We start from the raw sequence: 20884 nt of genomic DNA on the forward strand, positions 1-20884 counted from the left end.
TTTTAATTGTAAAGTCTCTTAATATTTATAGATTTTTTGAACTTAAGATTCTTTACTTTAAAGTCAACAATAAAATTGTTTTGTAAGTAATGAAAATATTTCAATTCAATTTTCTTAGATAACTTTGTATTGGATTTTAAATCACCATTAAGCATCCTCCACCATTTATTACTGATCATTGTTATAATATCACCCACCCATCATAAATCAGATTTGATGCGGATAGGGGTTTCCTCGTATATTGAAAGTGTTATTCAAAAATCAAAGCCCACCTGACGAATAACACTCCAAAAAAAAACTGATTCCGGGTATTGCTGTGTCTGGATGACATTGGTAGATGGCTATCAAATTGCCTGAAGCATGAACAGTTCGCCTCTTGTCTCTGGCATCTGGCCAACAAAAAGAGACTCGTCGGTCGAACCGCCGCAAAAACACGCCGGAATTCGACAGACGAGGAGGGGTTGAATGTCGAATATCGAATGATGAATGTCGAACGCCGAATTTCGAATTGTTGCCTGAAGTTTGCCGCTTGATAACGGAATAGGCAGCTCTTATCTTTAACTCAGCATCAAGAAATCCGCCCACCGGCGGATTGCCAACCGGCCTGCTCGGGCACGGTGGCTCAAACGATGTGGGATCACGGATCCAAAACAGCGAGTCCCGTCTTTTCCCCATCTGATCTTGATGTACGCATCACAATACCAAACCGAAACCGTACATCAAACGATACAGATCCTATGAAAAAGTCAATGAACAGCAATCAATGCGAACCGTCCAACGGCCAGAACGAAGAACCCCTGAGTCCCACGCTTTCATCAGAAGAGCGCAAAACCCTCCACAGCTCCTATGTTCAGGCGGGCATCAAATGGATAGGGATGTTGCACGGAATTTCATCAGACGTGGTGGAGATGAAGAACGGCCTGCTGGTGGTTACCGTCACCCTGCCGGAGAGCTATTCGCAGCCGGTGGAGGATGGGGTGTTCATCCGTATTCTGAAGCATTGCCGGGCGTGGCACCGCCTGCAGATGGAACACCGCCTGCGCCGCCTCTACCTGATCGTCTATACCGACAAAGGCCGCGCGGGGTTTATGGTCAGGGCCGATGATATGGATAACGAAGAGTTCGTACAGCGTGCCCGCGAAACCCGCGAGTTTGGCAAAACCAGAAAACTGCTCTTCGACCGTATTTATGAGTGGGAGGAGGTGATGGGGATGTGATGGGATTAGCCCTGAAGAATTGGGGAAACGGGAGGTATTGGTGTTTGAATGACGAATGTTGAATATTGAATGTTGAATTGCGATTTGTTGCCTGCGGCCTGCCGCTTGAGGCTTGAGAAAACTCGTCGGTCGAACCACCGCAAAAACACGCCGGAATTCGACAGACGAGGAGGGGTTGAATGTCGAATATCGAATGATGAATGTCGAACGCCGAATTTCGAATTGTTGCCTGCGGCTTGCCGCTTGAGGCCGTTTTAACGAGTATACATTAAAAGTCACAATAATTAATGTATGTTTGGTTTTGTTACCCTATTTTAAGGTCGGATTCGCCACCATACATTAAAAAGCAAAGAATTTAATGCCAAAAGAGCAGCTCTACCCGGTTAACCCCGATCGTACAAAACCCTGGAATGATCTCCCGGAACTTCCCATTTCCCCGGCGCTCTACAGGGATGTGGATATTTATGAGCAGCTGGGCCGGGCAAAGGAGGCACTGGCGCTGCTGGCGGGACGAAGTATTGCAATTCCCAATCCCGGAATGCTCATCAACTCCATCACCCTGCAGGAGGCGAAGGTGTCGAGTGCGATCGAGAATGTGTTTACGACCGATGATGATCTCTACAGGGCGGTCAGTGATTCCAAAAAGGATGGTGAAGCACCGGGCCCGGCGAAGGAGGTGCTGCGCTATCAAGAGGCTCTGTGGGAGGGATATCACTATTTGGAGGAGACCGGTGCGTTTGACCGGGACTATTTTATCCGGCTCTATCAGATTATCCAGGAGAGCGGCGATGGAATCCGGCCGCCGTTTGCCAGAACCTTTATCCGGATGGGAGGGACCGGTCCGAATGCGGGGAAACCCGCCTATACGCCGCCAAGGGGGGGATGAGGTGGTGGAGGCGAGGCTCGACAACCTGATCGATTTTCTGAATGATGAGCAGTCACAGCCCGACGATGTTCTTCTGAAAATGTGCATTGCCCACTACCAGTTTGAGGTGATTCACCCGTTCCGGGACGGCAACGGTCGTGTCGGCCGGATCATGAATCTGCATATTATTACGCGGAACCATCAGCTGGATCTGCCCATTCTCTATCTGAGCCGTTATATCCTGGAGCACAAACAGGATTACTATGAATACCTGGCGGGGGTATCTCAGCGGGGCGACTGGAAAAGCTGGTTTCTCTATCTGCTGAAAGCAGTGGAATGGACCTCACGTCTTACCCTGCGCAAGGTGAATGATATCATCGAAAGTAAGGAGGAGATACTTGACGTGCTGCGCAGTCAGACGGATGTCCGCCGGCCGGAGGATCTCGCCGAAGCGATCTTTACCCAACCTTATATTAAGGTTAATCACCTGACCGAGCGCGGTGTTTATGCTGAAAACACAGCCCGTAATTACCTGAATGAACTGGCAGAGTTGCAGATTCTGGAGAAGAAAGAGATCAAGGGGAAGCACTACTACATCAACCCGGCTCTGGTGGAAATTCTGTCGTATTGAGCAATAATGCTTCTGAGAATAATTCCTGTAAAATAGTATACAAGCAAGATACACGAAAAGCAGTAAAGCCTAGCCTTGTGAAATTGACAGAGTAGCAGGTGAATGTGAGAATGAGGAGATCACAAATTCACCGGCCTCCGCCTTCATACTGACATTACCGGTCATTCTGATCCCGAAAGCATTCAGGAGAAGAATCTCCCTATGTTAACTTTATGGAATGATAAAAGTACGCATTGGCGCGTGGGGCTGCCATCAGGCTGTCACGCTGAGACAGGGGGTTTGAATGTCGAATTACGAATTACGAAAACCGAACTTCGATTTGTTACCTGCAACCTGCGGCTTGGGAAAACTCGTCAGGCGAACCGCCGCAAAAACACGCCGGAAATCGACAGACGAGGGTGATTCCGTTTGCTTACTCTTTAAATGAGAAATAGAGCCCGAAATTCGCATTCAGGCTTGTAACTTCACCGTTTTGCCGTTGGCCTACTACCGAATTGAAGACTAATTTTACCTTCAGGGATTCATTCTGCTGTTCGAGCGTCATTCTATCAACGGATAAAGATTCAAATCTGCCGCCACCGGTTTCAGGCAGTTCATCGATGAATGGTAAGAGATTAAATACCAGCGAACGCTCGGTCGCTTTCTCTGTGATATGGATTTCAAGATTTTCGTCTTCCAGTGAAATCGTGTAAACCCGTTCTGCAATGGTTGTTTCAAACTCTTGTGGAGTCAGCCACATCTCAATTTCACCGACGTAGTGGTCATATCCCTGCAAGGGGACCGGATCGGTGCTGCGCTTTTGTACCTGGAACATGGCAAAATCTGAGCCATCTCCCTCTTCCATCTCCCAGTTATTTACATAATCTATACCGATCAGGTCCGTAATGACCTGAGCATCTGAAACAACATTCATAGAGTCCTTGTTCTCAATAATCGTTTTCAGGTCTTCCTCAAAAAAGGGCTGAATGGATTGCACACCTTTCAGATCGAGCAGGTAGGTAATACCCGAGCTGATCTGTTTTCGATCGTTAAATGGGATCGCATTTTCAGCTCTGACAACGGTGCCGTTTTCCGAGAGCAGGCCGTGCTTTTCTAAATGATATTCCAGCCTGCTCAATTGACTTCTTTCTGAGACCTCGAATGCACTCAGCGGGCCAAAGGAGATCAGGATCATAATCAGAAAAAGAGAAACCGGGATCACTCTGATATCTTTCACTCTGCTGATCAGAAAATAGATTACCACTCCGGTCAGCCAAACAGCCAGGGTTGCAACATAATATCGGTTCACCGTTACCCCGTATTCGGAAATCCGGACCCAGATCGATAGCATGAGCAGAATGATCAGCGGAATGAGCGCAATGTAATAACCCTTCGAAAACAGGCGCACCCATTTGTGACCATTTTCATCCTGAATGGGATAGAGAAGCAAAAGGGCTAATATTCCTGCGATGGAGAAATTGAGCACCAGGTGAGCGACCCACCCGGTCGGCCACTGCCACTCAATGATGATTTTTCCTGTGTAGAGATACAGTATTAAAATGTATATGACGATCAGTGGGATGAGCACATGCTGAACAAAAATCTTCAATCCTTTCGGATAGGCCTTCTCATCGTCCGTTAGTTGATTGGGATGCGGAACTCCTGACAGGAAGAACCAGGTGCCAAAAATTCCGATTAAAAATATGGCCAGCTGCCCATATCGCTTCCCCTCGATGTCGAACTCGAGAAGGACTTCCAGCGAATACATGGCAATAGCCAATCCAATGTATAATACACTCACATACAAAGCCGAAAGCAGTATTCTGAGGAACAGGGTTTTATTGTAGGCCCAGAAGTCTTGTACACTCTTTTCACCCAGATAGGGTGCAAACGAAACCAAAAGATGAGACGACAGAAACAGCAAGGAGTATCGGTAAAACGCTTCAGAATTTGAGGGCTCAAAATCTTCGGGCAGAAACAGGTAATAAACACCAAGCAGCAGAACGCCCGCACCGCTGGCAAGGTATTGTTTGACAGAGTTCCAGTTTCTGCTTTCGCTGGTTATGTTGATGGCGAGTAAAAAGGATATGGATAAGGCTGAAACCCAGGTGAAATTTCTGAGCCAATCATATCCATCCCGCTGATCCCACGGTAAATCCACCAGCCAGATAACAGCCATTGTGCCCAGGATGGCAAAGATTAAAACAAAAGGGAATCTGCGGATTGTAGCTGAGGCATTTGAGGTAATTTGCTGTATAGACGGCAGCCGTATCATACTCTATCCTATAAATTTATGCTTAGTTGAATGTAGCACAATTTGGGATGATAAAAAGAAAAAAGCTCCTCTCCATGTCACGTACATTTGCGTGAGAGGAAGGATTACGGTATACGGCTTACGATATACGATTTAAGATCATCTGGAATTCTGTACTCTGAAAAAATGGCCTTAAGCTTTCAGCGGAAAAAGTGAGCAGCTGGGAGATGAGATTGAGGATTTGAATGACGAATTTCGAATGCTGAACACCGATTTGTGAAGTGGTTCTCTGCTTTTTGTTCCGAATAAGAGTCGAGATACTGCAGGATAACATTCAGATCTGCCCCGGCGGGGCAAAATATTTTTAGCCCCGGGTTGAATGAAGTGAAACCCGGGGTATAGATGAGTCCATTAAAAAGTCGCCGAATAGAGGGAATGGTTCGAAGTGTAAAACAAATTAGAGGCGATTATTTTACGATTTTGTTTTTGGGAAAGACAATTCAAGGTTCGTGAAATGTGCAGGAAATAGCTCCCCTCCATGTCACATGCATTTGCGTGAAAGCGTGGGTTGTCATGCAGCGGAGCTCCGGGACGAGGAGGGGAATTTGAATATCGAATATCGAATGACGAACGCCGAATTTTGATTTGTTGCATGCGGCTTGAGGCTTGAAAAGATCTCGTCGGGCGAACCGCCGCAAAAGCACGCCGGAATTCGTCAGACGAGGAGGGATTTGAATGTCGAATGTCGAATGATGAACGCCGAATTTTGATTTGTTGCATGCGGCTTGAGGCTTGAGGCTTGGAATAAACCCGTCAGCCTGCACCGGACACCCTATACAATCAACCTTTTCTCCGGTTAATCTTAGCTAATTCTAACAATCACTACTTATCACGCATAAAAATAGCTTCACCATAGTAAAATGGATGATTTTCATCTGTTGACAACGGATTGTTTTATGTTAGATCAGTCGTAAGAGATTGTAATTCAGCTCTTTATATACTTACTTCTTCAACATTATCTCGTGCTGTACATTATTGGTTTAATTGTCATGTAATCTATCTCTATATGGAAAAATGCTACAAATGTCTCTTTCAAAAATTTCTGATAACCATTTTTCTGATCATATTTTCCGGGTTATTCACCCAGCAGGCATTTGCCCGGCAAGCGGATCGTCCCTTTTCGGTTGATCTGAATGCGGGCGGCGGCCTGATTGGAAATTCAACGACCCACACCGCATTTCAGCCGGAGCTGGGCCTCAGTTACATGCCGGGACGGTGGGGGGGCAGGTCTTACTGCCGGCCTCTACTCGTTTGATTCCGGATTCAGTGCTGATCAGTATCGAACGGGATATGAGCAGTTTACGGTAACCGAAGCAAGTGAAAACCAGTGGGAGGCGTTTTATCTCAATGCAGGTCCCCGGTTTGAACAGAGCCTGAGCCGGTTTGTTAGCATGAACCTGGGGCTCGACCTGGCTATGAACTATCAGGAGGCACCGTCTCAAACTGTCCGGTTTTATGACTCCACCGGTGAAATGGAAAGTTCAGGTGTTGACTCTGATCTTGTACTTGCCGAAATGGATGCGGGAGACAACGCAGGGGGATGGAGTGCTGCAATTCGCCCTCAGATGCAGTTTGATTTTAAACCCGGATTTAGTGACCGGTTCAGTTTTAATATTAAAACGGGAATTCAGCATCATCTGTCTGATCGTGAAATCACCTATTCAGAACGGGATCTTTCCCGGGTGATGCAGGTGGATAACGCTTTTGAGATGTACTCACAGTTTGAGAACGCTCCTGTTGTACAGCACACCGAATCGGCACCCAAAACCAACTTTTTTGCCAATGCCGGAATTAAGATCAGCTTTGGAGGATCCAGGGCACCGGCTGCACCCGGCCAGGATTATAACTCGAGCCGATCCAATAAACCCGGCGGAAGTATTGCCAATGATGGTATAGGAGATGGTGATCCGGACAGTGATGATGACGGGATCGATGATGCTGTGGAAACCGCGCAGGACTATAACTCTAGCCGTTCCAATAAACCGACATCGGAAGCTGCTCCGGATGATGTCATAGAGATAAAACGGGACGGATTGGCTGTTGCAGAAAATTATATTGATGATATCATTGATGTTCTGGATCGTTGTGAGGAAGAAGTTTGCACACAAGTTCGCTTGAATGCGGATGGGAGAAAGGATAAGTCCCATCAAGTGAAACAGAGTCAAATTTCACAAGATCAGGGAATAGAAGATATCCACAGCATTGTGATGGAGGATGTGGTTTCACTGAGTAAATGTGAATCAGCCGTTTGCGGTGAAGTATTAGCCATGGAGCAGGCACTGCTCGGCCACATGAATGCTCTTATGGGAGTGGTTCAGGCCACGAGGGCACAGGATTACAATGCAGCCCGGTCGAACAAACCGACCTCCCGCGCAGCGGATATTGGTGACGGTGACGCGGATAGCGATAATGACGGGATCGATGATGCAATTGAAACGGCCAAGGATTACAACTCAAGCCGTTCGAACAAACCCAGATCAGAAGCCCGGGATGACCTCAATGATGACGATTGTGATGACGAAGGCCCCTGTCCGCGGCCGGATGATGTACTGGCTAATGCCAAAGAGCTGGGGTTAGCTTCAGCCGGGAATGATATCAGCAGCATCATGCAGGTTCTGGACAGATGTGAGGAGGGAGTGTGCGGGCAGGTGAGGCAACATGCGGATGAACGCCATCATGGAGTTGTCCAGGCCCGGGAAAATCCCTCTGATATCGACATGCATATTGAAGAGATTTTGAACATTGTGAAGGAGGATGTTGAATCGCTGGGAAGCTGTGAAACCGATGTGTGCCGGGAAGTGCTGGCAATGGAAGAGAGTCTGCTGGTAAAAATGAATCGGCTGAGCGAATTGGCACAGATCGCTCCGGCCCGGGATTACAACTCAAGCCGCTCCAATAAACCGTCTACACGCGCTGCGGATATCGGTGACGGTGACATGGACAGTGATGATGACGGCATTGACGATGGATTGGAAACTGCTCAGGATTACAATTCCAGTCGATCGAATAAACCGTCCACACGTGCTGCGGATATTGGTGATGGTGACATGGACAGTGATGATGACGGCATTGACGATGGATTGGACTTCACAATGGCCCGATTGGCAAACCCCTCAGGGTTGATTGTTAAGACGGGCATGGTGGCAGCGGGTGGTAATCCGTTATATAGCGGTAACACAAATTCCGGTGAAAATCCGCTGAATGAAGGTCAGGCAAACGATGGAGACAGTGATGGTCCTGGATCGTCAAATGTTCAGCAGTATACCATACAACCGGGTTCATACTGCATGGAAATAGGTACCAACTCCCAACCGGAAATGAACTCGAGTGCGCAAGCAGATCGAGGAATTGATAAAAAAGATATTCGTAGAGGAAAAGTTGATTCTGACGGATTCCCCGATTTCATGAAAACGGCATCATTTAGCATCAGCAAGCGAAGTGCACGAACCGGCCGTAATCCATCCGGTGACGAAGATATGGATAGTGATGGAGACGGAATCCAATTTAATCTGGAGATCGATCCAATCGATGAGGATTCAGATGATGATGGAGTGCTGGACGCTATTGAAACAGCATCCTACAGCATCAGCAAGCGAAGCGCGAGAACCGGTCGCAGTGCAGCTGCAGGAGGCAAAGAGATCGAGACGATGGAGTGGAATGAGGGAACTGCCAGGCAAATGGCGAGTGATGATGACCCGTGTGGGCCGGGTGTGTGGGCCCGAACTACAGGGGGCAGTGAGAATTGCATTCCGGAAAACTCAGAACAGGAAAACCCGCTTGCGCAGGAATCGGGGCGGCAGGAAACTCCGGTCCTCGAAAATATACCTCCAGGTAATGTATACCGATGGACTTATAATTTGACTTCACTGACTGATGCTCAGGAAATTCCGGGAAGGACATTAACCGTCTTGTTCACCGGAGGCACATGGCACTTTAATGTGCATATCGATCCGGATGATGACGGGGACGGGTATGGTGATCTGCTTCAGAACAGTTCATTCAGCATCAGTAAGCGGTCTGCGAGAACGGGACGCAATTGAGTTGAGACCTGACAGGGTTTCGATGGAAGGAGAATCCTGTCAGTGCCGGTATGTGGAATTGGGTTTCAGAATTTTTGATTAATGGATAAGCGACTGAATCCGTATTAGAGCCTGCAACTTGTTTGCTGAAATCTATATATAGCGGAGCTGCGGGTTGTCGTCTCGGAGCGAAGCTCTCCGAACGAGTTGGGAATGATGAAGGATGAATTTCGAATGTTAGCCTGAATCCTGAATCCTGAAAAATTGGTAATTAAAACCGGTTACTCCTCAACCTTCAAACTCTTCAGCCTCTCACCATAATCTACCAGAAATCGGTCATACTCTTTATTCATCAGATCAGATGTAATGAGAAAATCAGCCGAAGTACGATCGCAGGCCAGGGCGATATTGTACACGATCGATATTCGAAGCAGCGCCTTCACATCCACATCGTGCGGCTGAGCCTGGAGGGGATCCCAGAAGAAGATCAGGATATCGAGTTTGCTCTCGGCGATGGCCGCCCCAATCTGAAGATCACCGCCAAGCGGCCCGCTCATAAACCGGTGTACGGGCAGATCCAGTTTATCCGCAAGCAGGCCGCCGGTGGTTCCGGTGCCGTAGAGGTCGTGCTTCATAAGGATTTCGCGGTTGTAATCGGCCCAGTCAATCAGGTCGCGCTTACGGAAGTCGTGGGCAACAAGCCCGATTCGTTTCTTTTCACCCATCGGGGCGGTGTGGGATGCAATGCTGGGATGCGGAGCTTTAGATTTAGGGTCTTTAACCATACTGATTCACAGTTTGTATTGTTGATATATTTACGAGCTGTATCAGATACAAGCCCTATCATTAATATATCATTTGTAAGGCAAGTGTGAAGAGCGAATTTTTTCAGGTCTTAAGGAAATAATGAGGGGTAATAGCGGCTGTAAATTGTATACGACAAGCGGTTTTATACGACCAGGCGTAACGGACTATCGTTTCGAGACATCTGCAAAATCTCGAACGGTTCGTCATCAAATCCTTTCAGTGTTACTTCGCGTGAGTGAACACGAAGAATGTTGTGTTTTCCTCTCAGGTACTCCTTCAGTTCGGGGCACTCATAAGCATCGGATGAAATGACCACTTCCGAGCTGTTGGCAAAACTGACCAGCCTGGATGCAATATTTACGTGATTACCGAAATAGTCGATACGATTATTCAGAGAGACGGCCATGCAATCGCCCACGTGAATGCCACCTTTTAGTTTGATGGGAGACTCTTCACCGGCCTGCTGCTGTTTGAATAGTTTTTCTGCCTTGTAGAAGGCTTTCAAGGCATGGGCCGGAGTTGGGAAAATGGCCATTACGGAGTCCCCCAGGGTTTTTACTACCGCTCCGCGCTCCTCAATTACGGCTTGTTCAAGAGTATTAAAATGGCCCATCACCACTCCGAGTGCAGTTTCATCTCCATCTTTCCGGTATAGGTTGGAAGAGTTGAAGAGGTCGGTAAACAGGATGGTCAGATTTTTGGCATTCAGTTTCTTCTCATCACGGATCAGTTCTTCAGGAAACAGATTTCTGAAAAGCTGCCAGGAGGTAACTTCCGCCGCTGAAACGGCAAACGTCTCGCGGCTGAGGTTTTCACACTTCACAATCATTTTTTCTTCGGTCTGATTGTGAAGGATCAGATTGGGTGTTGTGGAGAGGTAGATATCTTCCCGGTCATCCCGCTTATCACTGAAATGAATAGTGGCATTTGTCAGGCCATGGTGATCGATCTGAGCGTAGATCACTTCACAGCTTTGGTTGGAGTAGATTTTATAGTACCCCTCCCGCAAATTCATTTTTACAAACCGCTTCTGGCCGGGATTGAGTGTGAGCTGTAGATCTACATGCGGTTGAGTGGCCGGGTTTCCATAACAGTAGGTTTTTCTGGAGACTTTTCGGGCCAGTGGATGAGGCTCGAACATCAGCTCCAGGGCTTGGTGGAAATCGACATTGAAATCTTTTTCACAGGTTGGACAAAAAACAGGATCTGTAATTTCACCAAGCTTCTGAATACTTTTAACCCGGTTTCTGCACTCCGGGCAGTGAACATTCCATCTAAAGTTGAGAAGATCCAGTTTTGTAGCGAACAGCATCACCCTTAGGACGCTGTTCAGCGGTTTTTCCCAGATTTCGGAAAGTTTAGCCGGATTGAGCTGTTTAATTTCAGCATCGTTACCATGCTGAATGGCATGTATCAGCAGTTCGGAAATTTCCTCGTCTCCGCTTAGCTCGGCCAGTTTTTCTCTGTGCAGGTCCCAGCGACGGGGAGCAGAAAGTTTGAATTTGGTTGAATAATTTTCCGGAAGCGTGTGTTCAACAATGGATTGATCATACTGCTGGATCAGTTTTTTTAGGTGGTAGCGGAATCTTCTGCTAAATCTCCGTTTGCTGAAAATATAACCCGGAAGTCGGTTGGCTTCGCCCCGGAAACGGAATGTGACCATACTGCCAAATTGATTATCACTGATATCAATAGAGATGAGCAGCTCTTTAAAATAACCTGACTTGTAATTTCTTTTTACGCTCAAATGGTAAGGGGCCTCCCACTGATAGGGTTCCTCTTCCCACATATCGGTGCGGTGAAGGGGTTCGTATGTTAGCTCGATGTGCCCCTTCAGGTTCATGCGTGAGAGATTAGCACGTTCTACAGGCAGCTCACCCAAATCCCTGAACAGCCGATTGGTATCAGACAGTAAAGTCCATAGCTGCTCAGGAGATGAACTGCTTTGAATTTGCCAACTGTATGAAAACGTGTAATCGAGCATTCGTTAGTTCGTAATGATTATCAATAGTTTCACTCGTGATTTTTCCGAGTATCCCGTATCTTTGTGGCTGTTAAAAAGAGAACTGAAACCGACAATTGTTACAAAAGAATTAAAATAATGGCAGTAGAAAGAACTTTGACAATCCTGAAACCTGACTGTGTACGCAAGAATTTGATAGGCGAAGTTACTCGTCGTATTCAGGAGGCCGGATTCAAAATTGTTGCGATGAAAATGACCCGCCTTACCCAAGATACCGCAGGCGGATTTTACGCGGTGCATAAAGAGCGTCCGTTTTTTGGGGAACTGGTTGAGTTTATGAGCAGTGGAGCCTGTGTTCCGATGATCCTGGAAAAAGAGAACGCGATTGCGGATTTCAGAAAGCTGATTGGAGCTACAAATCCCGATGAAGCCGATGAAGGAACCATCCGCGCAGATTTTGCAGACAGTGTTGGAGAGAACATTGTTCACGGCTCAGATTCCGTAGAAAACGGAAAAATTGAAGCGGCCTATTTCTTTGCTGAATCAGAAGTTGTGGCAAACAAAGCGTAAACTGCTTTTCTGAAAAATTTCAAAAGGGTGGGGCGAAAACTTCGCCCTTTTTTGTTTCGGAAAATAACTGGATATAGTGAAATCCCCTCCTTATGAAATGTTTTGAAGGGGTGGTTGGATCGGCACTTTATTTCTCATCAAATAAAATGAGAAAAGAATCCTGAATGATTGAAACCACTCTAAAAATCCCGTGATTCCAAATTGGGGATCATTCAATATTTGTCACAATACTTCGAAGTCCAAAGGACACTCGTTTGATTATCCCCTTGTTAGGGAAGATTTTTTGTAAATTGAACTCAGCCGAAGATCGAATTCTAAATATATCTCATGGTAAAGAGCAGACTAATTTATATACTATTAACCCTATCTCTTTCATCAACTCTGATTTCTTTCACTTCATGTGTAAATGAAGAATCAATTGAGCAGGACACCGTTCAAACAGGGGCGGAGATGCTGATTGAGAATCATCTGGATGAACTGGATGGGAAACGGGTTGGCCTGGTCATGAACCCAACGGCACGGATTGGAGAGACTCACATGCTCGACACACTGATGACCTTGGGTGTGAATGTGGAAGCGCTCTACGCACCTGAACACGGATTCAGAGGTGAGGCCGGTGCCGGGGAGATCATTGAAGACGGAGTGGATCAGCAGACAGGGCTTCCGGTCTATTCACTCTACGGGGCCAGTCGAAAACCGACCGCCGAGATGCTTGAGGCCGTGGATCTATTACTATTTGATATGCAGGACGTGGGAGCCCGATTTTACACTTACATCGCAACACTGGGTTTGGTCATGGAAGCAGCGAGTGAGTCTGGTATCCCGGTATGGGTGCTGGACCGGCCCAATCCCCTGGGAGGAAATTATGTAAGCGGATGGATGCTGGATGAGGAGTTCGAGTCGTTTGTCGGCCCATACCCGATTCCCGCCATTCATGGTCTGACGATGGGGGAGATGGCACGGATGATTGCCGGCGAGCAGTGGATGAATTTTGATTCTGACCCGGAGTTGAGAGTCATTCAGATGAAAGGATGGACGCGCGATATGATCTGGCCGGATACCGGGCTCGAATGGGTTGCTCCGTCACCGAATCTGGCCACTTTTGAACAAGCTTTTCTTTATCCCGGAACCGTCTATTTTGAAGGTACGACCCTTAGTGAAGGGCGGGGAACAGATCAGCCTTTTTTAGTACTGGGCGGACCCGAAACAAGCCTGAGTGAAGAGAAGATTCATGAATTGAATCAACTAACGGACCAGCTTGAGGTTCGGCCGCTCTCATTTACGCCAAGATCCATTCCGGGTGTGGCTCCGACCCCAAAACACCTCGATACAGAGAGCTACGGTGTACAAATCACCTTGCATGGTTATGAGTTTGATCCTGTACGGGTGGGGCTGAAACTGTTTCAGGAGATTCTGAATGCATCACCCGGCGCTGAGACAAATGACTTTCTATATAATCTTGCAGGCAGCAGGGAGATCGATCGGATCATTTCGGGAGAAGTAAACCCTTTGGAAGTCAATTTTGGTCTTGAGTCATTTTTAGAAGAAAGAAGGGAGTATCTAATTTATGAATAGCAGAGACTGAAATGGCCTATAGAAACACTCAGATCGGGTATTTTACAATTATTGTTATGGGAGGTGTTTCGATGTTTTTAATATTCATGATTCAATCATCGAAAGTTCTCCCCTCAGAACGCCCAATTTTATACGTCTCTCTACTGCTCATCCTGTTTCTATTCATCATTTTTTCCACGCTGACAGTTGAAGTGAACAGAAATGAACTCATCTGGTACTTTGGGCCCGGCATCTGGAAATACCGAATACCGATTGATCAAATCAAAGATGTGTCAAAGGTTAAAACTCACCCGCTTGAGGGAATTGGCATACGATGGACGCCGGGCAAAGGATGGCTGTACAATGTATCCGGATTAAAGGCTGTGAATATTTTACTTAAAAATGGGAAAAGTACGCGGATTGGAACAGACGAACCGGAAGTGCTTATTTCTGCAATTCTTGAAGAGCAGAAATATCTCTGATAACACCGGGATTAATCACAAAAGATCTTCTTAAAAATTTTGTATTATCTCTGAATGTTGCAAGGAGTTATGCAGTTGACATTTTTATACATCATAATCAGAACGAATGAAGGAGATATATGGAGAGAAAATCAATCAGCATACAGAAGTGGTTAGCAATTTTTGCAGCCCTTTGTTTGAGCTTTCCCGTTCAATCTTTATCACAATCCGGCGAGGGGAAAAGAGTCAGTTTTACACTCGGTTCAGGTCTTACCTACGGTTCCGCAGGTGATGGAGTTGTGGGGCGGCTTGCGGGTAATTTCAACGTCCCATCTTTTCGCCAACAGATTTATGGAGGGAGTTTTCAGTATGCTGCAAGCCCTGCTTTTTCAATCGATACAGGCGTTCAGGTTGGGAGTTTTACTAATCAGTATGATTTTGACCCCGCTTTTGAGAATGATTTTTTCTATGCAACCATAAAAGGTGTGACCAACCTAAATGGTCTCCTGGGGCTCAATTCCCGGTTCATGAATCCATATTTTTCTGTTGGCCTTGGAATGATTCGGAGCCAGATTGTTACCGACGATCTGGATTCAGAAGACCTGTCTTTGCTGGGCACTGCAGGTGCAGGAGTGAACTTCTATCTTTTCCGGGGGGCTGATCTATTTGTTCAGTATGACTATATTGCAGCGGGAAGTGATTTACTGGACGGACTCTCCGGATCAGGCAGCTCAGATCAATTTGCGGCTGTAAGTGCAGGCCTTCGCATTAATTTCGGCTCATCAGGTTCTAAACTCATTTCATGGCCTCCGGCACGAGATTCCCGGATTGAAATTTCAACCGGTGCTGATTTGAACAGAGCAGAAGAACATGAAGTGGAAGTAACTGTTGAACGACAAGTGGCCCCGGACCCTCAGAACCTGCAGGAGAAAGAGGAGAGAGAACAGAGACTTCAACAAATGGTGAATGAAGCAAATCGGGAGATGATGCGACAACAGGAACAAAACCGGGTGTTTGCTGAGCAGTGGAGAGCCGAACAGCGACAAAAACAACTGGAAGCTGAGGCTGAAGCCCGGAGGCAACAAATATTCACTAACAGGCCTGATCCGGGGCATTATATTCAGGTTTATTCATTTTCAAATCGTGCAGCTGCCGAAGAGATGCGAGCGAAGCTGGCTGAAGATCTTGGGTCTCAACTTGATCAGGCCGGACAACGAGTTATTATTCATCAATTTGATGGGCTAAATCGTGTACTGATAGGTTCGTTTCAGCGATATCGTAATGCAAACAGTATCCTGCAGCAACTCGACTCCGGATATGGAGCTTTCATTATCACCTACCCGCGTCCGGACGATATGTAAGGATTTCGATAAGTGCCAGAGAGTCACTTTTTAGACTGAACTTTCTGGCGCTTCCATTCGTAGCAAACCAACGCGGCACTCACCGATGCATTCAGCGATTCTACACGATTTTCCATTGGAAGTGAAAGGAGAAAGTCACAATGCTCCCCCGTCTTTTTGCGCATGCCCCGGCCTTCATTACCGATTACAAACGCCATGGGAACATCATAGGTCTGATCCCAAATCATCGAATCACTGTTTTGATCGAGCCCGGCAATCCAGAATTTATGATCCTTTAGTGCAAGAATTGCCTGGTTTAAATTTACTGCTCTTACAATTGGAATTCGTCCGGCTGTTCCTGCACTTGTTTTGAAGACGGCCGCGTTAACCGGCGCCTGGCGATGCTTGGGCACAATGACTGCAGAAATTCCGGCGCCGGCTGCAGTTCTTAGAATGGCACCAAAATTGTGCGGATCTTCAATTTCATCCAAAAGAAGTACCGCGGTTTGAGCATCAGGCTCTACCTTTTCAAGCCACTCTTCAAACTCCTTGTATTCTGCCTGTGCAATTGAAGCAACCACTCCCTGGTCGTTTACTCCACCCACAAGATCATAAAGTTTCTTGCCGGGAACTTCGGTGTAGGGAATCCGGTTTTTGGAAGCAAGAGATAAGATGTTAGCGATCTGAGAGTGTTGAATTCCTTTTCTTATGTAGATTTTATCAACACTTTCTGCACCTTGTTGAAGTTGTTCTTCAACGGGATTCCTGCCATAGATGTAATGATTAGAATTTTCCACGTATAGGGCGAAATATTTTGTTAATCGGTTACAGTTTGTATAATGGTAATGTGTTCTCAATTAAATAGACAGTCAAATGATCGACAATTCAAATAAATCAAAAGATGTCGAGGGTTCTCAACTCATTTCCGGTGCGTCCAATAGGGTAAAAACAAACCCTGTTCAGTTTATTTTCAGCAATACCGAAGCGATTATACCAAACGTGGCGGCCATGCTTCAAATATTTACCGGAATTGCACTGATATCCCTCTCTGTACTTGGCCAGATTACACCCTACTGGTTTTCTGCTATTATTAGCATTATTGGAAGCGTTTCCTGTATGATGGGAGTTTTGCTTGTTTATCACACATCAGCAAAAAAAAGGCTCTTTTGAGACCTTAATCAATCAGGCGATTAAACGAGTTATCGACTTCCAGAATTAAGAGTGATTACTTTCGTGTAATGTCAGTGCAGGGATGATGTTTTTTGAAAAAAAATTCATCTTTTCCCCTTTTAATTTGAATGGCATGTGAGAGGCCCCTATTTTCAGTTTTCCCTCAACAAGTACAAATTACACATGTCCACAAAGTATATTTTTGTAACCGGCGGCGTTACGTCATCTCTCGGAAAAGGAATCATTTGTGCATCTCTTGGAAGGCTTTTGGTAGCCAGGGGGTTGCGGGTAACCATTCAAAAGCTTGATCCTTACATCAATGTGGACCCCGGAACCATGAACCCGTATGAACACGGAGAAGTTTATGTGACCGATGACGGTGCAGAGACGGACCTCGATCTGGGCCACTATGAGCGATTTCTGGATGTTAAAACGTCTCAGGATAATAATGTAACGACCGGCCGGATCTATTACGATGTGATCACAAAAGAACGCCGGGGGGAGTATTTAGGGAAGACGGTACAGGTCATTCCACATATCACAGACGAAATTAAATCTCACGTTCTTCGTCTCGGGCAGAGCGGTGAGTACGATGTTGTAATTACAGAAGTTGGAGGAACCGTCGGTGATATTGAGAGTTTGCCATATATCGAGGCGATGCGTCAGCTGCGGTACGATGTGGGCAGAAAGAACACGCTCTCTATACATCTTACGCTGGTGCCTTATTTGGCTGCTGCCGGCGAGCTCAAGACAAAGCCGACACAACACTCCGTCCGGACACTCTCCGAAAGCGGATTGAATCCGGATATTCTTGTTTGCCGATCGGAGTATGAGCTGGACAGCTCTATCAGAAACAAAATTGCCCAATTCTGCAACGTAGAAAATGAAGATGTGATAGCATCTCTGGATGCAGAATCGATTTATGAAGTGCCGCTTTTGATGCAGAAAGAAGGGCTCGATCAGCGAGTGATACAAAAGCTTGATCTGCCGTCTAAAAATCCGGATCTGGAGCGATGGATTGAGTTTGTCAATCGAATAAAGCATCCGGAGAAGACAACCAAAATTGCGCTTGTTGGAAAGTATGTGGAGCATCACGATGCGTATAAATCCATTGTGGAAGCACTGATTCATGGCGGAGCAATGAATAATGCAGGGGTGAATATCAAGTGGGTTCAGTCAGATGATTTGACAGAAGAAAATGTGGCTGCCGAGCTCGGAGATGTGAAGGGAATTCTGGTTGCACCCGGTTTTGGGGGGCGTGGAATTGAAGGGAAGCTGGCTGCTGTAAAGTTTGCCCGTGAGAGTAAAATTCCAATGCTTGGTATTTGTCTGGGTATGCAGTGCGCCGTTATAGAATATGCGCGAAACTGTGCCGGAATGGAGAAAGCAAACAGCACCGAATTTGATGAAGAAACCCCTTTCCCTGTAATCGATTATATGCCTGAACAGCGGGAAGTTGAAGACAAAGGCGGCACCATGCGTTTGGGTAAGTACGACTGTAGCTTAGTTGAAGGAACCCAAGCTCATCAGGCATATGGTGAGGATTTGATTGAGGAGCGTCATCGTCATCGGTTTGAGCTGAATAATGAACTCAGGAAGAAATTGGTTGATGCCGGCCTGACCATATCCGGAGTGAATCCCGAGCGGAATCTGGTCGAGATCATTGAAATTGAAGATCATCCGTGGTTTGTGGGTGTGCAATTCCATCCCGAGTTGAGAAGTACGGTGTATGATCCCCATCCACTGTTTGTATCATTCGTGAATGCCGTTCTTGAAAACAGTGAAGTGACTGCAAAAGCGGCATTGTGATTTCTCAGGATCATTACTCCGGGAAATTGAGAGTTCGTGCATGCGGGCTCCTCGTCAAAAACCGGAAGATCCTGCTGGTTAATCAGAAAGTTCCCACACGAGATCACCCTGTGTGGCTTCCACCGGGCGGCGGTGTACATACCGGAGAAACAGCAGAAGAATCTGTAATCCGGGAGTGTAAAGAGGAGACAAATCTGGAAATCAACGATCTGAAACTCAGGTATGTTCACGAATTTATTCAGCATCCAATTCATGCAATCGAACTCTATTTTTCGGTTGGAAGTTATACCGGTAACCTTGAAAATGGATTCGACCCAGAACATCCTGCAGAGAATCAGTTGATCAAAGATGTACAGTTCATACCACTTGATGGGCTGAAATCTATAAGCATTGTGCCGGACTTTTTGGCTCACGAGCTATTGACAGGTAATTTTTTTGATGACCGTATCTCATATTTTAAAACTCACGAGTCGTAATACCCGACAGATATCCATAAACTTTAATTCATACCTATGATAAACCGAATCGTTACTCTGATCCTTTTTGCTCTGTTTCTTTTAACCGGCTGTTCCACTGAGCCTGAGGGGTTTATTCTTCATAATGTAAAAGGCTACACGATTGCCGGCGATGATCTGGAACTGATCAATTTTGACGCAATTGCCGTTCAGAATGGAAAAGTTGCCGCAACTGGAACTGCAGATGATCTGCGTGCCGAATATTCAGGTTTTGATGAAATTGATGGAGAGGGAAGGACGCTGATACCCGGTTTGATCGACGCCCATGTTCATGTGATGGGATTAGGATATCAGCAGCTGGATGTGGATGTCCAGGGGATCGATTCTCTCGAGGAGACCCTTGAGGTCATCAAGAAGTATGCAGAAGATAACCCGGACTTGAAATGGATTCGCGGAAGAGGCTGGAATCAGGTGCTTTGGGAAGAGAATGAATTTCCGACTGCCGAAGATCTGGACAGTGTGGTACCTGACCGGCCGGTATATTTGACTCGGGTCGATGGTCATGCAGCGTGGGCGAACAGCCGTGCGATGGAGATTGCCGGGATCAGCCGCGATACACCGGATGTACAGGGAGGGGTGGTGCGCCGAGATGAGTTTGGAGATGCTACCGGAATCTTTATTGATGCAACGATGTCGTACATCACGCAGCACATTCCCTCAAGAACGGAAGAGGAGAATGAACAAGCTTTAGAGTTGGCTCTTCAGGTAATGGCCGAGCATGGATTGACTTCGGTTCATGATGCCCGAATTGATGTGGCCACGTGGGACCGTTACAAGAAATTTGCCGATAACAGCGACATGATAACCCGAATTTATGCGATGATTGGCGGTACAGGCGAAACGTTTGATGAACTTGCAGAGAATGGTCCAATCAATAGTTATGCGAACGACCTGCTTGCTCTGCGAAGTGTGAAGATTTCTGCAGACGGCGCGCTGGGAAGCCGTGGTGCAGCCATGATAGAACATTACCACGATGATCCCGGAAACAGCGGACTGCTCTTTTATGATCAGGATGAGTTGAATCAGATGGTAATTAAAGGAGCATCCAATGGATTTCAGATGAATATTCATGCAATTGGGGATGCCGCAAACCGGCAGGTTTTGAACTCTTTCGAGCATGCATGGTATGAACTGGGCAACCAATCAGATTTGCGCCACCGCGTTGAACATGCACAGATCGTTCACCCGGATGACATTCCCCGTTTTGAGGAATTGGATGTAATCGCTTCAATGCAGCCTACCCATGCAACAAGTGATATGAATATGGCAGAAGATCGTGTTGGTTCAGAGCGAATTCAGGGAGCTTACGCCTGGCAGACCTTTCTGGATCAGGGAACGATGATTGCCGGTGGGTCCGATTTTCCTGTTGAAAACGTCAATCCTTTTTATGGTCTCTATTCTGCAATAACGCGTCAGGATCACGGGGGGATGCCTCCCGGTGGCTGGTACAGCGAACAGAAACTGAGCCGGGTTGAAGCACTTCGAATTTTTACCCGCGATGCAGCATATGCCGCACACCAGGAGAATGTTCTTGGAACCTTGGAACCGGGCAAATGGGCCGATTTTATTTTGATAGACCGGAATATATTTGAAGTGGATGCTTCGGAAATCTGGCAGACGGAAGTGCTGCAAACATGGCTGGCCGGCGAACGAGTGTACTAAATTGATTG

The 20884-nt window shown here is 46.6% G+C and carries 16 protein-coding genes and 1 riboswitch; of the genes, 12 read left to right on the forward strand and 4 right to left on the reverse strand.

The window, feature by feature from the left end:
• Positions 1-560 precede the first annotated feature (560 nt).
• Positions 561-663, forward strand: a riboswitch (SAM-I-IV-variant riboswitch).
• Positions 664-737: 74 nt separating this feature from the next.
• The 3 genes from BG260_RS01605 to BG260_RS14240 all read left to right on the forward strand — a co-directional run bounded on the left by BG260_RS01605 (position 738) and on the right by BG260_RS14240 (position 2713).
• Positions 738-1217: a hypothetical protein gene (locus tag BG260_RS01605; RefSeq protein ID WP_141691494.1), complete on the forward strand. Its 480-nt coding sequence runs from the start codon at positions 738-740 to the stop codon at positions 1215-1217.
• Between the two features lie 358 nt (positions 1218-1575).
• A complete protein-coding gene (locus BG260_RS14235; RefSeq protein ID WP_218089706.1) occupies positions 1576-2103 on the forward strand; it encodes a Fic/DOC family N-terminal domain-containing protein in 528 nt (175 codons plus the stop codon).
• Entirely contained in the window at positions 2024-2713 is a 690-nt protein-coding gene (locus BG260_RS14240; RefSeq protein ID WP_218089707.1) for a Fic family protein, read from the forward strand. Before BG260_RS14235 ends, BG260_RS14240 begins: the two co-directional genes overlap by 80 nt.
• Before the next feature lie 412 nt (positions 2714-3125).
• On the opposite strand, the gene BG260_RS01615 is transcribed toward BG260_RS14240, so the two are convergent.
• A complete protein-coding gene (locus tag BG260_RS01615; RefSeq protein WP_069130204.1) occupies positions 3126-4967 on the reverse strand; it encodes a DUF4153 domain-containing protein in 1842 nt (613 codons plus the stop codon).
• A gap of 1190 nt (positions 4968-6157) precedes the next feature.
• Between BG260_RS01615 and BG260_RS01620 the strand changes: the two genes are divergently transcribed.
• Positions 6158-9046, forward strand: a complete 2889-nt coding sequence (locus BG260_RS01620) for a hypothetical protein (protein WP_069130205.1) — start codon at positions 6158-6160, stop codon at positions 9044-9046.
• Positions 9047-9306: 260 nt separating this feature from the next.
• On the opposite strand, the gene BG260_RS01625 is transcribed toward BG260_RS01620, so the two are convergent.
• Positions 9307-9750, reverse strand: coding sequence for a methylglyoxal synthase (locus BG260_RS01625; RefSeq protein WP_069130235.1), 444 nt, complete (start codon positions 9748-9750; stop codon positions 9307-9309).
• A gap of 224 nt (positions 9751-9974) precedes the next feature.
• On the reverse strand, positions 9975-11816 hold the full coding sequence (locus tag BG260_RS01630; RefSeq protein WP_069130206.1) for an adenylate/guanylate cyclase domain-containing protein: 1842 nt from the start codon (positions 11814-11816) through the stop codon (positions 9975-9977).
• A 117-nt stretch (positions 11817-11933) separates the two neighbouring features.
• Between BG260_RS01630 and ndk the strand changes: the two genes are divergently transcribed.
• The 4 genes from ndk to BG260_RS01650 all read left to right on the forward strand — a co-directional run bounded on the left by ndk (position 11934) and on the right by BG260_RS01650 (position 15741).
• A complete protein-coding gene (ndk, locus tag BG260_RS01635) occupies positions 11934-12365 on the forward strand; it encodes a nucleoside-diphosphate kinase (protein WP_069130207.1) in 432 nt (143 codons plus the stop codon).
• A 450-nt stretch (positions 12366-12815) separates the two neighbouring features.
• Positions 12816-13940, forward strand: a complete 1125-nt coding sequence (locus BG260_RS01640) for an exo-beta-N-acetylmuramidase NamZ family protein (protein WP_176719408.1) — start codon at positions 12816-12818, stop codon at positions 13938-13940.
• Between the two features lie 11 nt (positions 13941-13951).
• The gene (locus tag BG260_RS01645) at positions 13952-14401 is read left to right on the forward strand and encodes a hypothetical protein (RefSeq protein ID WP_069130209.1); all 450 of its coding nucleotides are present in this window, start codon (positions 13952-13954) and stop codon (positions 14399-14401) included.
• Positions 14402-14520: 119 nt separating this feature from the next.
• Positions 14521-15741, forward strand: a complete 1221-nt coding sequence (locus tag BG260_RS01650) for an SPOR domain-containing protein (protein WP_069130210.1) — start codon at positions 14521-14523, stop codon at positions 15739-15741.
• Positions 15742-15764: 23 nt separating this feature from the next.
• Here BG260_RS01650 and rlmB read toward each other — a convergent pair whose 3' ends face one another.
• On the reverse strand, positions 15765-16517 hold the full coding sequence (gene rlmB / locus BG260_RS01655) for a 23S rRNA (guanosine(2251)-2'-O)-methyltransferase RlmB (RefSeq protein WP_069130211.1): 753 nt from the start codon (positions 16515-16517) through the stop codon (positions 15765-15767).
• Positions 16518-16593: 76 nt separating this feature from the next.
• Here rlmB and BG260_RS01660 point away from each other — a divergent pair, with 76 nt between their 5' ends.
• From BG260_RS01660 to BG260_RS01675, 4 genes are all read left to right on the forward strand, one after another.
• Positions 16594-16890: a hypothetical protein gene (locus tag BG260_RS01660; protein WP_069130212.1), complete on the forward strand. Its 297-nt coding sequence runs from the start codon at positions 16594-16596 to the stop codon at positions 16888-16890.
• A gap of 183 nt (positions 16891-17073) precedes the next feature.
• The gene (locus BG260_RS01665) at positions 17074-18699 is read left to right on the forward strand and encodes a CTP synthase (protein WP_069130213.1); all 1626 of its coding nucleotides are present in this window, start codon (positions 17074-17076) and stop codon (positions 18697-18699) included.
• Positions 18696-19175 (forward strand): NUDIX domain-containing protein, encoded by a 480-nt coding sequence (locus tag BG260_RS01670; protein WP_176719409.1) that lies wholly within the window; start codon positions 18696-18698, stop codon positions 19173-19175. The genes BG260_RS01665 and BG260_RS01670 overlap by 4 nt, the downstream gene beginning before the upstream one ends.
• 36 nt (positions 19176-19211) lie before the next feature.
• Positions 19212-20876, forward strand: coding sequence for an amidohydrolase (locus tag BG260_RS01675; RefSeq protein WP_069130215.1), 1665 nt, complete (start codon positions 19212-19214; stop codon positions 20874-20876).
• Positions 20877-20884: the final 8 nt, after the last annotated feature.

The organism is Rhodohalobacter halophilus (genome assembly GCF_001715195.1).
Taxonomy (GTDB): Bacteria; Bacteroidota; Rhodothermia; order Balneolales; family Balneolaceae; genus Rhodohalobacter; species Rhodohalobacter halophilus.

Bases quoted from the DNA above. Each gene is read 5' to 3' on its own strand.
- BG260_RS01675 (WP_069130215.1), top strand. From the start codon at position 19,212: ATGATAAACCGAATCGTTACTCTGATCCTTTTTGCTCTGTTTCTTTTA.
- BG260_RS01660 (WP_069130212.1), top strand. From the start codon at position 16,594: ATGATCGACAATTCAAATAAATCAAAAGATGTCGAGGGTTCTCAACTC.
- BG260_RS01630 (WP_069130206.1), bottom strand. From the start codon at position 11,816: ATGCTCGATTACACGTTTTCATACAGTTGGCAAATTCAAAGCAGTTCA.
- BG260_RS01605 (WP_141691494.1), top strand. From the start codon at position 738: ATGAAAAAGTCAATGAACAGCAATCAATGCGAACCGTCCAACGGCCAG.
- BG260_RS14235 (WP_218089706.1), top strand. From the start codon at position 1,576: ATGCCAAAAGAGCAGCTCTACCCGGTTAACCCCGATCGTACAAAACCC.
- BG260_RS01625 (WP_069130235.1), bottom strand. From the start codon at position 9,750: ATGGGTGAAAAGAAACGAATCGGGCTTGTTGCCCACGACTTCCGTAAG.
- BG260_RS01650 (WP_069130210.1), top strand. From the start codon at position 14,521: ATGGAGAGAAAATCAATCAGCATACAGAAGTGGTTAGCAATTTTTGCA.
- BG260_RS01645 (WP_069130209.1), top strand. From the start codon at position 13,952: ATGGCCTATAGAAACACTCAGATCGGGTATTTTACAATTATTGTTATG.
- BG260_RS01640 (WP_176719408.1), top strand. From the start codon at position 12,816: ATGCTGATTGAGAATCATCTGGATGAACTGGATGGGAAACGGGTTGGC.
- ndk (WP_069130207.1), top strand. From the start codon at position 11,934: ATGGCAGTAGAAAGAACTTTGACAATCCTGAAACCTGACTGTGTACGC.
- BG260_RS01665 (WP_069130213.1), top strand. From the start codon at position 17,074: ATGTCCACAAAGTATATTTTTGTAACCGGCGGCGTTACGTCATCTCTC.
- BG260_RS01615 (WP_069130204.1), bottom strand. From the start codon at position 4,967: ATGATACGGCTGCCGTCTATACAGCAAATTACCTCAAATGCCTCAGCT.